Below are 13,682 nucleotides of genomic sequence, written 5' to 3'. Positions count from 1 at the left end.
CGCCGCCTGCGTCGACCGCTGCCGGGAATGGAGCGCGCGCTACGTCCCGCTGCCGTCCACCAACACGTATTCCCGTCCCCTGCTCTTCCAGGTGGGGGTGTCGCCATCCAGCCGGATGCAGGGCCGGCCACCGCAGGACGTGGCTTCGACATGCTGCCAGGCGCGCCGCACCTCGGCCGAGACTTCGGCCGCGTCGGCCCGGGCCTGGGCATCCTGCAGGCGCGTGTACTCGTGCTTGAGCAGCAACAGCATGCCCAGGTAGAGCACCACGAACACCGCGCCCAGGGCGGCGAGCACCTGCCAGGTCCGGACCATCGACCGGCGTTGCGCGGCCTCGGTCTTCTCCTGCAGGTCGGCGAACATCGCCGCCATGCCCTGCCTGAGCAGGACTTCTTCGTGTCGCCGGGCGTCGTCGAGCGCGACGGTCGCCGCCGCGGCCTGCTGCGGCAGTTCCGCCGCCTGCCGCGCGTGCTGTGCCTGCGCCTGGACGGTGTCCTCCATCCGCTGGATGGCGACCATCAGTCGGCGGACGGTGGCGGTCTCGGTCATTGCGGTTCCCGTGCTCACATCGCCATCCCGCGCACCTGCTGTTCCTGCCGCTGCTGGACTTCGACGGCCTGCTCCACCTGGCGCGCGGGCTCGTCATCGGTCTGTTGGATGGTTCCGGCGCGCGGCTCGGCGACGGCGTCGGCCCACAGGCGCTGGCCCTCAGGCGAACGGGTGAAGGCCTGCTGCACGCTCCTGGCCATGTCGTAGTCGCCATCCTGCAGTGCGTCGATCCAGCGGTCGACCACGGGGTCGCCGCTGGGCGGGATGTGCTCCGCCGCCCGGATCTGGTCGCCGCTGGTGGTGGCGGCGATCCGGTAGGTGCGACCGTCGTCTTCCAGCCGCATGCTGTCGATCCGGCTGTCGGGTCCGTACCGCCCCTCGGCGTCGGGTCCGATCGCCAGCGCCGTGGTGTTCGGGTCGAGTCCGTTGGCCGCCAGGGTGGCACGTACCGCCGTGGCCGCGGCCGCGATGCGCTCCGGCGACGCCTCGACGCCGGCGTTGAGGTAGGCCCCGGCAACCGTATCGCGCAACCGGTCCTCGTCGGTCATCGGCGGAGGCACCGTGATCTCGCGCGGCGGGGGCAGGCGCTCCGCCAGCACGGCGCGCGAAGCCTCGAGCTCAGCCTGCAATCGACCGTCGGCCGTGGAATCGAAGAACACGCCCTCGCTGACCCAGCGCCCGTCGGGCTGCCGCGCGTAGCGGTCGTTGTCGGAGGCCACCAGGATGTCGATGTCGGTGCGCGCGTTGCCCACCGCGTCGGGCATCGGGCCGAACCGTGCCCAGCCGTTGCGGATGTACGCGTCCTCGTAGCGCGCGGCAATGGACGCCCGGCTGTTGCCGGCGTTCTCGACCACGACCTGCGCCGCGGCAAGGTCGAGCTGGGCGGCGCGTTCGGGCGAGGCCGTTTCCAGGTGCGATGGTGTCATGCCGCGCTCGACGAAGGGCCCGTACACCCGGCGGGTCCACTGTCCGCCATCGGGGTCGTGCTGCCAGCTGGAGGGACGGCTGCTTCGCGTGTCGCCCTCGCCCGACGGCTGGGTGAAGGGGTCGCGCTGCGCCGGTGGGCCGCCGATAACCAGCTCCACCGACGTCGACGTGGCCTTGTAGTCCAGCTCGTTCGCCAGCGCGGGCGAAGCGCGCAGGCCACCGCGCCGGGCGTTGTCGATGCCGTCGTTGCTGGCGTCGATGGGTGCGTCGCGCTCCCATCCCCGCTCCGGCTGGTCCGGGTCGAACCGCCAGCGGTTGCCGTCGCCGTCCTCCTGGTTGTAGATCCGCCGGTTGTCGGTCCATTCGGCGAATTTCTCACCTCCGAAGACACCGATCACGCCGCCCACGCCGCCACCCACCAGCACGCCCGGGCCCGACCAGGACGTGGCCAGCCCACCGGCGCCGGCGCCGATGGCCGCACCGCCCAGGCCGCCGACGCTGCGGCTGCCGAAGTGGATCAGCTCGGATTCGGCCGCCGTGTCGTTGCCCTCGCCGCGCAGCCGGCCAACCGTCCGGTAGGTCTGTGCGCCGTCGTAGGCCTCCAGTGCAAGGCCGGCGATGCCAAGGGCGCGGCCGGCGCCGCCCAAACGCGGAGCGCGGCCGCGGTCGGGCGCGCCCTCGGCGATCGCGGCAATCGGTGCGCCGAGCCCCCGGCCCGCGACCAGGTCCTGGTGCAGCGAGAGGTCATTGCCGATGCTGCCGATCCGGACGGCGTCGCTGTAGAGGCCGCGGTTGGGGACCAGGTACTGCTCGGCCCCGCCCGGCTTGGTCACGCGGCCCCCGAGCTCGGACGACGGCGCAACCGTATTGACGAAGACTTCGGTGGGGCCGTTCGGCCGGATCTGGTGGATATCGTAGACCTGTGCCTCGCTCCGCACGGGAAGCGCGAAGTGTTCGGACAGGTTGTGGCCACGCGCGATGGCGTCTTCGAAGGCCGATTGCCTGGCGAAAAAAGGAGAATGAGGCGATACGGAGTCACCGCGCGGGACGATCTTCACCAGCGGCTCGTCGATCGCTTCCATGCGCGGGAGTTCGCGACCCGAGCGCAGCTGGCCTATCGCGCGCGCTTCCAGTAGGTCGGGCCGCAAGGTCGGCTGCGCACGGGTTACTTGCTCAAGGTATCGCTCACCGGCAGGAGTTTCGAGAAAATCACGCGCTTGATTCTCAGTGACCCCGTTGGTCGAAAATGTTTCCGCCTCCACCACCTGAGTAGCGTGATTCTTCCTGATCACATCAGAAGTCAAGCCGGGATCAGCCATGACTGCTGGATCCATTGATGGAGGCTTGCATCGCAGCAATACGAGCGATAATGCGCTTGTCCTGCTCTGTCAATCCGCCCTTCAGCTCGGTCCTAAAGCTTGTGTAAGCCTCGTCAACACTCGGATCTTCATACGGAATGTACATTCCGTCGGCAAAATTGTAAGCGCCGGGCACGTCCTTGCTGTCTACGATTTGTCGGACTCTTCCGGCTTCGGCGTCTTCGATCAATGGTGTGAGTGCTTCAAGGAGCATCCGCACATCATCACTTTCCGGATACTGCAACAGCACCCATCTAAGACGCACCGCTGCGAGCTTAAGCTTGACGGGGTCAATGGTCTGAGTCATACGAATTTCCTCCAAAAAGATGACACGTTCAAAGCGAAGTCGCCTGTTCTTACGCTGGCCTCCTAAAGGCCATGCGCCATCTGTGTCGCGAACTCGCTGTTCGGGTAATGCTGCAGCACCCACTCCGGATGCTCGGCGGCAGCCTTGAGGTCGACGGATCGATGGCCCGAATCACAAAGTGCACGCCGTGAACGACGCCCCCGGAATGCTGGAATGCCATCCCCGTGCCGCTATTGCACCATTGCCGAGGCGATAGCCGCTCACAACCGGGTCTCCAGCAGAGCCTGCCTGAACGCCTCCATTTCAGCGTGTTGCTTCTTGTCCTGCTCGGTCAATCCGCCACCGAGCTCTACTTTGAACTTCGCGTACGCATCTTCGACACTAGGATTTCTGTACGGGATATAGACTCCGTCGGCATTGGCGTAGGTACCCGGCACCCGGCCACTATCGATGGGTTCCTTGATGAGACCAGCTTTGGCATCTTCGATCAGTGGCCCAAGGGCGCGCAGCAAACCCTGCACGTCCGCACTGTCCGGGTACTGCAACAGCACCCATTCAAGATGCTCGGCGGCGGCCCTTAATCGGATCGGAGCGATGGTCTGCGTCACGATTTCTGCATCTCTTCGATGCGCTCGTGCAACATTCCTTCCTCCTCCGTCAGGCCACCCCGGAGTTCGATGGAAAAAGCCACATAGGCGTCGTGCACATCGGGCGCCTTGCAGGGCGTGTAGAGACCGTCAGCAAGGTTGTATGTGCCGGGAATCTCCCATCGATCCAAAGGCGACGACAGATCCATGCCAGTCGCGGCGCCAAGGAGCGGCTCAAGTGCATGCAGGAGGTCTTGCACGTCCTCGCAGTCAGGGTACTGCCGCAGCACCCACTCAAGACGCTCGGCGGCGGCCTTGAGCTTGACGGGATCGATGGTCCGGGGCATGCGGCTATCCTTGCTGCAGGGGGCCAGGTGGCAACGATATCGTAATCCCGAGGGCCGGTGATCGGGCATCGCCTGCCGGGCGGATGCTCGCCCGGGGCCCCTGCTCGTGCGCCCCGGCAGGCGGTAGACTTGGCCCATGGACAACGCCCCTCCCTACGATATGCACCGCCTGCGCGAGCTGGCCGGGGAGATCATCGTCAACGTGCGCGAGCTGGCCGCCCTGGGCTGGACGCCGGCGACCAGCAGCAACTTCTCGCATCGGCTTGATGATCGCCATGCGGCGATCACGGTGTCAGGGCGCGACAAGGGCAAGCTGCGTGAGGACGACATCATGGTCGTCGATTTCGACGGCCGCGCCGTCGGCAGCGACCACCGGCCATCCGCGGAGACCCTGCTGCACACGCAGCTCTATTCGCGCTTCCCCGATGTCGGCTGCGTACTGCATACGCATTCGCGCGCGCAGACGATCGCGTCGCGGCTGTTCGCGGGCAGCGGCCACGTGCGCCTGGAAGGCTACGAGCTGCTGAAGGCCTTCCGCGGCAACGCCACGCACGAGACCGCCATCGACGTGCCGGTGCTGCCCAACTCGCAGGACATGCCGACGCTGGCCGCTCAGGTGGACGCGCTGCTCGACCGCGGCCCGATGTGGGGCTACCTGATCAACGGCCACGGCCTGTATGCCTGGGGCCGCGACATGGGTGAAGCCCGCCGCCACCTGGATGCCTTCGAATTCCTGCTCGACTGCGAGCTGGAGCTGCGCCGGCTGACCGCCGGCCACTGAGCCCGCGCCGGCGGACGCACAGCGTTCCGCAGGCGAAACCACACGCCCCGCGACGGCTGCTACGCTGCTTCGCCATCCCACTGGAGGTCCGCCATGAGCCGCCTGCGCATCTTCGCCGACGACGCGCCCGACACCGCCCTGCTCGACACCAGCGACGGCGACGCCATCGCCCGCGAACTGGAAATGATCGGCGTCACCTTCGAACGCTGGCAGGCCAGCCGGCCCATCGCCGCCGGCGCGCCGCAGGACGAGGTCCTGGCCGCCTACCGCGAAGACATCGACCGCATCAGCGCCGAGCGCGGCTTCACCTCGGTGGACGTGGTCAGCATCGCGCCGGACAACCCGAAGCGCGACCAGATGCGCGCGACCTTCCTCGACGAACACTTCCACAAGGAAGACGAGGTCCGCTTCTTCGTGGCCGGCTCCGGCCTGTTCACCCTTCACGTCGGCGATCGCGTCTACGAGATCGAGTGCGTCAAGGACGACCTGATCGCCGTGCCCGACGGCACCACGCACTGGTTCGACATGGGCCCCGAACCTGAGTTCATCGCCATCCGCTTCTTCCAGCAGCCCGACGGCTGGGTCGGCCACTTCACCGGCACCGACATCGCCCAGAAGTTCCCGCGCTACGAGAAGGGCGGGCGCTGAAAGGCGGAAGAGCTTTAAAAGCTCTTGCTCTCCGCCCGTTGATCCTGGCTCTTGATCCGCGTCCATCCGCGTAAATCCGTGGCAAAAAGGCTTTCATGAAAACCACCATCCTGACCGATATCGAAGGCACCGCCGGCAGCATCTCGTTCGTGCGCGAGGTGTTGTTTCCCTATGCGCGGCGCGAACTGCCGCGGTTCGTGCGCGAACACGGCCAGGAGCCCGAGGTGCGGCGCTGGCTGGACCAGGTCGCGACCGAACACGGAGCGGTGTGCGACGACGCGGTGATCGTCGAAGTGCTCCAGGGATGGATCGACGAGGACCGCAAGCACACGGCGCTGAAGGCGCTGCAGGGGCTGATGTGGACGGAAGGGTATCGGCGCGCGGACTTCACCGCGCACGTGTACCCCGACGCCGTCGAAGGCCTGCGCCGCTGGCACGACGCCGGGCATCGGCTGGCGGTGTATTCCTCGGGCTCGGTGCCTGCGCAGAAGATGTTCTTCGGGCATTCCGACGCCGGCGACCTGCTGCCCCTGTTCGAGGCCTTCTTCGACACCGAAGTGGGCGGCAAGCGCGAGGCCGCGAGCTATGCGCGCATCGCGACGGAACTCGGCCGTGAACCGGGTTCGATCCTGTTCCTCTCCGACGTGGTCGCCGAACTCGACGCCGCCCGCGACGCCGGCCTGCGCACCGTGCTGGTCGACCGGCTGCAGGACTATCCGCAGCCGCGCACCGGCGATGCATGCAACGGCCACGCGCGCGTGGAAAGCTTCGGCCAGATCACTCCCTAGCAGCGAATCGCAGCAAAAGCTGCGGCAGGGCAAAGCGCGCCGCGCTCCTGCTGTTCCAACGGCCTGCGGGAAGGCGTTGCCAGGCGGGCTGGTGGGTACGCAGTGGGCATAAAGGCCCGCTGCAAGCGGGACAGCCCACGGAGTACCCACCAGCCCGCCGCCCTGCACGCCTGCACTGCACGTCTGCAAGCCTGTACGCCCCCGAACCCGCCGCCGGCGACCCACCCGGGCTCGAGTTCCATCGCGGCCATGGCCGCTCCCACAAGGGCGGGGCCAACTCAGGGTGTATCCGGCCACTCCGCCAACCGGTAGCTGGTCATGGCGCGCTGCTCACCGTGCCAGCGGTCGAAGACACGGACCTCGACCGGGTGCTCGCCCGCATCCAGGTCCGTCGGCAATGCCCCGCGCCACAGATGTACCGACGGCTCGGCCTCCGGCGACCGGTCGTAGCCACGCAATGCCTCGGCCGCATCGTCGCGCGCGTTCTCGGCCATGAGCCAGGGATCCGGCCGCTCCACGCGCAGCATCGGCCTCCATTCGCCCTCGCCCACCCGGTACTCGACGCGCGTATCCGCCTCGCCCATGTAGACGTTGGCGTACACCGCCCACGCCGGATAAGCGCCGCGCCGCAGCACGCGCGGCGTGTGTAGGTGCATGGCCTGCGTGCGCGCGGGATCGTCGGCCGGCAGGCGCGCGGGATGCCACGCAAGTCGATAACTGCCATCGCCACCGATCTCGAGCAGGGCGTGGCCGTTGGGCGTGCCGTCGGCCATCGTCGCGTCCGGAATGCCCTCGGCATCGGGCGCACCGGACCAGAACGCGCCGCTGGCGGCGCCGACGTTGAACTCGTGCAGGGGCTTCGCGCCGTGCCAGCCGTCGGCCGGACCATGGCGATGGTGGCGCTGCGTGTGGCGGTGGCCGCTCAGCACGAGCAGCTTCGGGAAGTCCTGCAGCAGTGCGAACAGGCGCTCGCGGTCGGCGCTGCGGAAGGTCTCCGCGCGGCCCTTCGCCGCGGTGTCGAACAGCGGCACATGCACCCCGAGCACCAGCAGCCGGTCCTTCGGCACGGTCGGCAGCCAGGCCTCGAGGAAGTCGAACTGGTCCTCGCGCAGGCCGCCGACATACGCCGGTCGCTGTCCCGGCAGCTGCACCACATCGTCCAGTACGAGGAAGGTGGCCGCGCCTTCCTCCCAGGCAAAGGTGTCGGGACCGTAGCTGTCCCGGAACGCCGACAGCGAAGTGGCGTCGGCCGCTGCATCGGGATCGATGTCGTGGTTGCCCGGCACATGCAGCCAGGGCACGCCCAGGCGCGCGGTGACGGCGTTGATTTGCGGGTACAGGTCGACCACGTCGTCAACGATGTCGCCCAGGCTGATCCCGAGGTCGGCGTCGCTGCCACCCTTGGCGAGCAGCGGGGCAACGATGTCGCGGGCGTAGTAGTCGATGTCGGCCTGTGACTTCACCTGCGGGTCGGCGAGCACCAGGACCGACAGCGTGCGGTCGCCGGGCGCGGCCTCGCGCTGCAGCGCGAAATCCCCACGGCGCCCACCGCCCTGCGATCGCGCCCCGTGCCAGGCCGCCCGCAGGCCGTCCTCGCGCACGCCTAGCCGCCAGCCGGCGGGCTTCACCAAGAACACCGGCGCATCGGCACGCGCCTCGAGGCGGTAGTGCCCGCTGTCATCGGTCAATGCGATGCTGCGGCCATCCGAGACCACGACGCCCGGGAGCCCGGGTTCACCGGGGCCGGCCAGGCCGTCGCCATCGCGGTCCTCGAACACCCGGCCCTGCCACTGCGCGGCGCCGGCGACCCCGGACAGGGCGACCAGCAGCAGCACGGCCAGCGGGCGACGGATGGTTTTCATCGGGACTCCAGGGCGGCGGATGGCCCATTATGCCGCCGGCTCCCGTGTATCCCTGAGTTGCCGACAGGCATATGATCGGGTCGAGTGATGTCGGCCGGGGAAGCCATGGACGCGTCTGAGGGGACGTCAGGATGAACGTCGCAAGGCCCTGGATGGCTTGGATGACCGCTGCGCTCGCGGTGCTGCTGGCGCTGCCGGCCGCGGCCGCCGTCATCGAACTCTCGCCCGAGATGGGCGAGTTGGCACTGTCGCCGCACGTCACCTACCACCACGACCTCGAGGCCACGCAAAGCGTGGACGACGCCTGGCGCCAGCTTGAAGCCGGCGGCTTCGCGCCCCTGCCTGGCGGCAACCCCGCCTTCGGCTTCCAGTCCGGCGCCTTCTGGGTGCATGCGAAGGTCGTGAACCGCAACCCGGCCGAACCGCGCTGGCTGCTGGTGCAGACCTATCCGCTCAGCGACCACATCGACATCTACCTGCGCTACCCCGACGGCCGCATCGACCACCAGGTCGGCGGCGACACCCTGCCCTTCGGCGACCGCGCGATCCGCTATCGCCACCCCAACTTCCTGCTCGACCTGCCGGTCGACCAGCCGGTCGACATCCTGTTCCGCGTGCAGAGCCAGAGTTCGATGCAGGTGCCGCTGGTGCTGTACACGCCCGGCGCCTTCACCGAACTCTCCCGCGACGCGCAGTTCGCCATTGGCCTGTACTACGGCATCCTGCTGGCGCTGTTCTTCTACAACCTGGTGCTGTGGCTGGTGCTGCGCGACGCCAGCTATTTCTGGTACCTGTTCCACATCAGCGCCTTCGGCCTGGTGCTGTTCTGCCTCAACGGGCTGGGCTTCGAATACCTGTGGCCCGACAACATCTGGCTCGCCGACAAATCCGTGCCGCTGTCGATCAGCCTGGCGCTGATCGGCATGCACCAGTTCGCGCGCGTGTTCCTGGGCCTGGGCGAACGCTGGCCGGCCGGCAACCGGGTGAGCATCGTCGCGATCGCAGCCTTCGTCGCCTTCGGCATCGCCGCTGTCTTCGTGCCGTACCGGTTGATCACGCCGGTGGTGTCGCTGGCCGTGCTGGCGAGCATCGTGTGGATCACCGTGGTCAGCGTGGCCGCGGTGCGCAAGAAGTACGCACCGGCGAAGCTCTTCCTGCTGTCGTGGTCGATGTTCCTGGCCGGGACCGCGATCTACACCCTGGTCGCCTTCGGCGTGATCCCGAAGACGTTCTACACCGAGTACGGCGTGCAGATCGGTTCCGCGCTGGAGATGCTGTTCCTGTCGATCGCGCTGAGCTATCGCTACGCTTCGCTGCGCACCGAAAACGAGCGCATCGTCAGCGAGGCCAACATCCAGCTCGAACGCAAGGTCGCGCAGCGTACGCGAGAACTGCGCAGCACGCTCGACAAGCTGGAAGAAGCCCATTCACGGCTGCGCGAGTCCAGCCGCCGCGATGGCCTCACCGGCCTGTACAACCGCTCGTATTTCCACGACGCCTTCGAACACCTGCTGGTGTCCTGCAACCAGGACCGGCGCCCTCTGTCGCTGCTGATGGTCGACCTGGATCTGTTCAAGTCGATCAACGACGAGCATGGCCACCTGGTGGGCGACGACGTGCTGCGCTCGTCGGCGCAGCGCATCGGGCGTGCGCTGCGGCCCTACGACGCGCTGCTCGCGCGCTTTGGCGGCGAGGAGTTCGTGATCGTTCTGCCGGACACCGACCTGCGTGCCGCGGTCGCGGTGGCCGAAGAGGTACGCCGCGCGATTTCCTCGGCGCCTTGCGAGTCCCAGCACGGTCCCGACGTGCGCGTGTCAGGCAGCGTCGGCGTGCACACCGTGGTGCCGGGTACCGTGGACGACATCGAGGATGCGCTGCAGGTCGCCGACCAGGCGCTGTACGCAGCGAAGGCCAACGGGCGCGACTGCGTCAGGACTTCCATCTCGGCGGCCTGAGGCATCGCTTCGGCACGGAATGCGCATGAGTCACCTGATCCAGTCGGCACTGCTTTCTGCCTTGCTCGCAACCTGTCCCGCGGTTCTCACCGCGGGCTCTCCCGACTGCGGCTTGGATGCCGATGGCGCGGCCTCCCCGATCACGTCACGCGCCAGGCTCGACGCGTGGCTCGCCGCACGATGCCCGTCGCCGCTGGACGTGATGCCCCGGAGCTCGCGCGCCCGCTTCCTTGACGGGCTCGAGTTCAATGACAGGGGCCTGTCCAGGTTTTCCACCGCAGAACTCGACACTGAACTCACCCACGACGAACTACGCGAGGTCATGGGCCTGTTTGGTCTCAGGGCACCGGCCATGCTCGGGCTGCTGCAGGATGAAGCGGACAGGCTGCGTGCGGCCCGCGCCGCAGATCCGGCGTCGGACGGTGGGATCGAGGCAAGGTTCGACGCCCTGCAAACAGCGCTTGATGCGTTGCCAGCCGAGGACCCGGCGCTTGCGGGTGCCCACTACGCTTCGCTGTTCCCGGAAGACGGCCGGAAAGCACAGGTCGCTGCTGCCGGCAGCCATGAACTCCGCCTGCTGTACCGGGCAGCCCGGGCAACCGCATGGCACAGCCGGTCCGATGCCCACCTGGACGCCATGACCGATGCGCTTGACGAGATGGAGCGGCGCGGGCTGGCCACCCGGAGCGAAATCAGGGCCATGAACGACATGCTGATCAGGGCCGGCCGGCTGCAAGACTCCCGCGAATTCTCCAGTCGGCATGTCGCGGCCGGCCTGCGCCCGCTTCCGCCGGTGATTGAACCCGGCGCCGTTGCAAACGGTGTTCCCAGCGCCCTGGACGTCTCCACATCGGAACATGCACTGCTGCACGAGGCCGTGGAACTGGCGCCACTGAGGATCATTGTCGTCGCGAGCCCCGGCTGCGGATTCAGCCGGGCTGCTTCAAAGGCCATCCCGATGGATCCCGAGCTCGGCCCCATCTTCCGCGAGCACGCCTTGTGGCTCGCGGCACCAGAGGAGCTCGCCATGATCGACGCACTGCGAAGCTGGAACCAGGACAATCCCGAGGCGGCACTGATGGTCGCTGCTTCGACCGTGCGCTGGCCAATGATCGCCTTGGACAGCTACCCGCAGTTCCACGTCTTCCGCGACGGCCAGCTGCTGCAGAGCGTATCCGGATGGCCGACCCGCGAAGGCAACCGCGATGCCGTCCTGGCGGCGCTGCGAACTGCGGGAGTGATCGACGCTCCCCGGCCGGCACACCCCCCCGGCGAATGAAGATCAGCGTGGTTCGTCGCGACCTGTCGTACCGCGGTGCTTCGCCATCCACCCCAGGGCGACCCCGGTGAGGGCACCCAGCACCTCCATAAGCACGCGCGCACCCAGTCCATCCGGGTCGTGGATCTTCGACAGCGCGATGCGCGCATAAACCGGGGATTCAAGCTTCACCACGCCCAGGTAGAACAGGTTCCAGAGATCGATCCCGGCGCCGATCGCCACCGCGCCCAGGCAGGCCCATCCAACGGAATGGCCCGGGTTCCAGGCGAATCGCGCGGACAGCGCGTGGAAAACGAAGAACAGCGCGAAGCCGATCGCCAGGGCAATCAGGCCGGCTTCCAGTGCGCCGGCCCAGCCCAGGTGCAGCGGCAGGTTCATCCGCCCTCGCCCGCCTCCGCCCGGCGTGCCGCTTGCAGCAGGCTGCCGTCGACCACCAGGCGCACCGCCTCGGCCACCTCGCCGTCGAGCGCGCGGTCGCGGTCGAGGAAGCCGATCCGCTCGCGCAGCGCGGCGTGCGCGGCGGCGACGGCGACGCCCGGATGGTAGGGCTCGGACGCGGCGAGCTCGGCGCGCAGCGCATCCACTTCTTCCACGAACTGGGCGTGGTCGCGATGCCCGGCGACAGGCGCGCCCTGCACCTTGGCGGAAAAGCCTGCCGCGTCACCGCTGCGCGCCAGGTCGCGCGCGGCGTTGATCATGTCGCGACGGAAATCCAGCGCCTGCGCCGCGGTGTACAGCTCCAGCGCCAGCACCTTGCCGAGATCCGCCGACATCGACAGCACGTGCCGGGCCTCGTTCGCGCCCATGGACACGTGGTCTTCCGCGTTGGCGCTGGTCGGCACCGAGTACACGCTGGCCGGATGCGCGCGGGTGGCGAGGTCGTTGACGATCGCGGCGGCCGTGTACTGCACGATCATGTGGCCGGATTCGGTGCCGTCCTCGTTGCCGATCAGGAAGGCCGGCAGGCCGTCGCTGGTGGACGGGTCGACCAGCTTGTTGAGCCGGCGCTCGGAGATCGATGCCAGCACCGGGATGGCCGCTTTCACGTAGCTCAGCGCCAGCGCCAGCGGCATGCCGTGGAAGTGGCCGGCGGAGATCACCTGCTCTTCGACGTGCTCGGCCTGCTTGTCGGGGAAGACCAGCGGGTTGTCGGTGACGGCGTTGAGTTCGATATCGAACACACGATGCGCCTGCTCGACCGCGTCGCGCACCGCGCCGTGCACCTGGGGGATGCAGCGCAGCGAATAGCTGTCCTGCGGCTGGTGCTTCTTGCCGCCGCGGAAGGGCTTGAAGCGCAGGTAGAACTTCTCGCGGCCGTGGCGCTGGCTGGCCGGCACCCAGTCCCAGCCGATGTCGAAGCTCAGCGCCTGCGCGTCCGGCGTCTGCCAGCTATCGGGCAGCCACTGCCGGAAGCGCGGCACCAGGTGGTAGGGGATGTCCGCGAGCGTGGAGCCCTGCAGCAGCGCGCGCAGGCGCGCGGCCACGTCCACCTGCCCGGGATGCGGACGCAGTGCGTGCACTTCTTCGGCGAAGGCGCCCAGGCGGCCGGCGAAGGCATCAATGGTCATCGCCGCGGCCAGGTCGGCGGTTTCCAGCAGGCGGTCCAGGCGATCCAGCGCCAGCACGCCCATGGCCAGCATCTGCGCGGTGCCGTTGTTGAGCGCCAGGCCTTCCTTGTAGGAGAGCGTGACCGGCTCGAGCCCAACGCGGCGCAGCGCCTCCGCACCCGGCATGCGCTCGCCCTCGACGAAGGCCTCGCCGCCGCCCAGCAGCACGATCGCCAGGTGCGACAGCGGCGCCAGGTCGCCCGAGGCGCCCACCGAGCCCAGCTCCGGCACCACCGGCACCACGCCGGCGTTGAGCATCGCCGTCAGCGCCTGCAGGGTCTGCACGCGGATGCCGGAATGGCCCTTGAGCAGGGTATTGATGCGGATGCACAGCATCGCCCGCACCACTTCCGGAGACATCGGCTCGCCGACGCACACCGCATGGGTGACGACCAGGTTCTGCTGCAGCTCGGCGTGCAGCGAGCGGCCCGAGGGCTTCGCACCCGGCAGTTCGTCGCGCAGCGGATGCGCGCCCAGCAGCTTGTCGGCGTTGCTGCCGAAGCCGGTGGACACGCCATAGATCGGTTCCTCGCGGCGCACCTGTTCGGCGAGGAAGGCCGCGGCGCGCTCGACCGCCTGCAGCGCGACGGGATCGAGTTCGACCGAGGCGCCGTTGGCGATCATCACCAGCTGCGAGCGAGTGAGGGACCTGCCGTCGAGACGGATGTGCTTCATGTCGTTAGCCTT

General features: G+C 68.2%; 13 protein-coding genes. 5 read left to right on the top strand and 8 right to left on the bottom strand.

From position 1 onward, the window contains the following. Window positions 1-39: 39 nt before the first annotated feature. From ACW5E8_RS13255 to ACW5E8_RS13235, 5 genes are all read right to left on the bottom strand, one after another. A complete protein-coding gene (locus ACW5E8_RS13255) occupies window positions 40-549 on the bottom strand; it encodes a hypothetical protein (RefSeq protein WP_456965986.1) in 510 nt (169 codons plus the stop codon). A 14-nt stretch (window positions 550-563) separates the two neighbouring features. Continuing rightward, window positions 564-2,624: a hypothetical protein gene (locus tag ACW5E8_RS13250; protein ID WP_456965985.1), complete on the bottom strand. Its 2,061-nt coding sequence runs from the start codon at window positions 2,622-2,624 to the stop codon at window positions 564-566. 163 nt (window positions 2,625-2,787) lie between these two features. Next, a complete protein-coding gene (locus ACW5E8_RS13245) occupies window positions 2,788-3,141 on the bottom strand; it encodes a hypothetical protein (protein ID WP_456965984.1) in 354 nt (117 codons plus the stop codon). Window positions 3,142-3,401: 260 nt separating this feature from the next. Beyond that, window positions 3,402-3,749, bottom strand: coding sequence for a hypothetical protein (locus ACW5E8_RS13240; RefSeq protein ID WP_456965983.1), 348 nt, complete (start codon window positions 3,747-3,749; stop codon window positions 3,402-3,404). After that, on the bottom strand, window positions 3,746-4,075 hold the full coding sequence (locus tag ACW5E8_RS13235) for a hypothetical protein (RefSeq protein WP_456965982.1): 330 nt from the start codon (window positions 4,073-4,075) through the stop codon (window positions 3,746-3,748). The genes ACW5E8_RS13240 and ACW5E8_RS13235 overlap by 4 nt, the downstream gene beginning before the upstream one ends. Window positions 4,076-4,211: 136 nt before the next feature. Here ACW5E8_RS13235 and ACW5E8_RS13230 point away from each other — a divergent pair, with 136 nt between their 5' ends. The 3 genes from ACW5E8_RS13230 to mtnC all read left to right on the top strand — a co-directional run bounded on the left by ACW5E8_RS13230 (window position 4,212) and on the right by mtnC (window position 6,292). Continuing rightward, the gene (locus ACW5E8_RS13230; protein ID WP_456965981.1) at window positions 4,212-4,856 is read left to right on the top strand and encodes a methylthioribulose 1-phosphate dehydratase; all 645 of its coding nucleotides are present in this window, start codon (window positions 4,212-4,214) and stop codon (window positions 4,854-4,856) included. Window positions 4,857-4,949: 93 nt separating this feature from the next. Further along, complete coding sequence (locus ACW5E8_RS13225; protein ID WP_456965980.1) at window positions 4,950-5,504, top strand: 1,2-dihydroxy-3-keto-5-methylthiopentene dioxygenase; 555 nt, start codon at window positions 4,950-4,952, stop codon at window positions 5,502-5,504. Between the two features lie 95 nt (window positions 5,505-5,599). After that, entirely contained in the window at window positions 5,600-6,292 is a 693-nt protein-coding gene (gene mtnC, locus ACW5E8_RS13220; protein ID WP_456965979.1) for an acireductone synthase, read from the top strand. A gap of 278 nt (window positions 6,293-6,570) precedes the next feature. On the opposite strand, the gene ACW5E8_RS13215 is transcribed toward mtnC, so the two are convergent. After that, window positions 6,571-8,154 (bottom strand): calcineurin-like phosphoesterase C-terminal domain-containing protein, encoded by a 1,584-nt coding sequence (locus ACW5E8_RS13215; protein WP_456965978.1) that lies wholly within the window; start codon window positions 8,152-8,154, stop codon window positions 6,571-6,573. Window positions 8,155-8,315: 161 nt separating this feature from the next. Between ACW5E8_RS13215 and ACW5E8_RS13210 the strand changes: the two genes are divergently transcribed. Both ACW5E8_RS13210 and ACW5E8_RS13205 read left to right on the top strand, forming a co-directional pair. Further along, window positions 8,316-10,109, top strand: coding sequence for a sensor domain-containing diguanylate cyclase (locus tag ACW5E8_RS13210; protein WP_456965977.1), 1,794 nt, complete (start codon window positions 8,316-8,318; stop codon window positions 10,107-10,109). 25 nt (window positions 10,110-10,134) lie between these two features. Continuing rightward, entirely contained in the window at window positions 10,135-11,388 is a 1,254-nt protein-coding gene (locus ACW5E8_RS13205; protein WP_456965976.1) for a hypothetical protein, read from the top strand. Window positions 11,389-11,391: 3 nt separating this feature from the next. On the opposite strand, the gene ACW5E8_RS13200 is transcribed toward ACW5E8_RS13205, so the two are convergent. Next, window positions 11,392-11,766 carry a hypothetical protein gene (locus tag ACW5E8_RS13200; RefSeq protein WP_456965975.1) on the bottom strand — a complete coding sequence of 125 codons (375 nt, stop codon included), beginning with the start codon at window positions 11,764-11,766 and terminating at the stop codon, window positions 11,392-11,394. Next, window positions 11,763-13,670: an HAL/PAL/TAL family ammonia-lyase gene (locus tag ACW5E8_RS13195; protein ID WP_456965974.1), complete on the bottom strand. Its 1,908-nt coding sequence runs from the start codon at window positions 13,668-13,670 to the stop codon at window positions 11,763-11,765. Before ACW5E8_RS13195 ends, ACW5E8_RS13200 begins: the two co-directional genes overlap by 4 nt. Between the last annotated feature and the right edge of the window lie 12 nt (window positions 13,671-13,682).

The organism is Luteimonas sp. A649 (assembly GCF_054072735.1).
The sequence above is the reverse complement of the archived record's forward strand: the minus strand, read 5'-3'. Positions and strand labels throughout refer to the sequence as shown.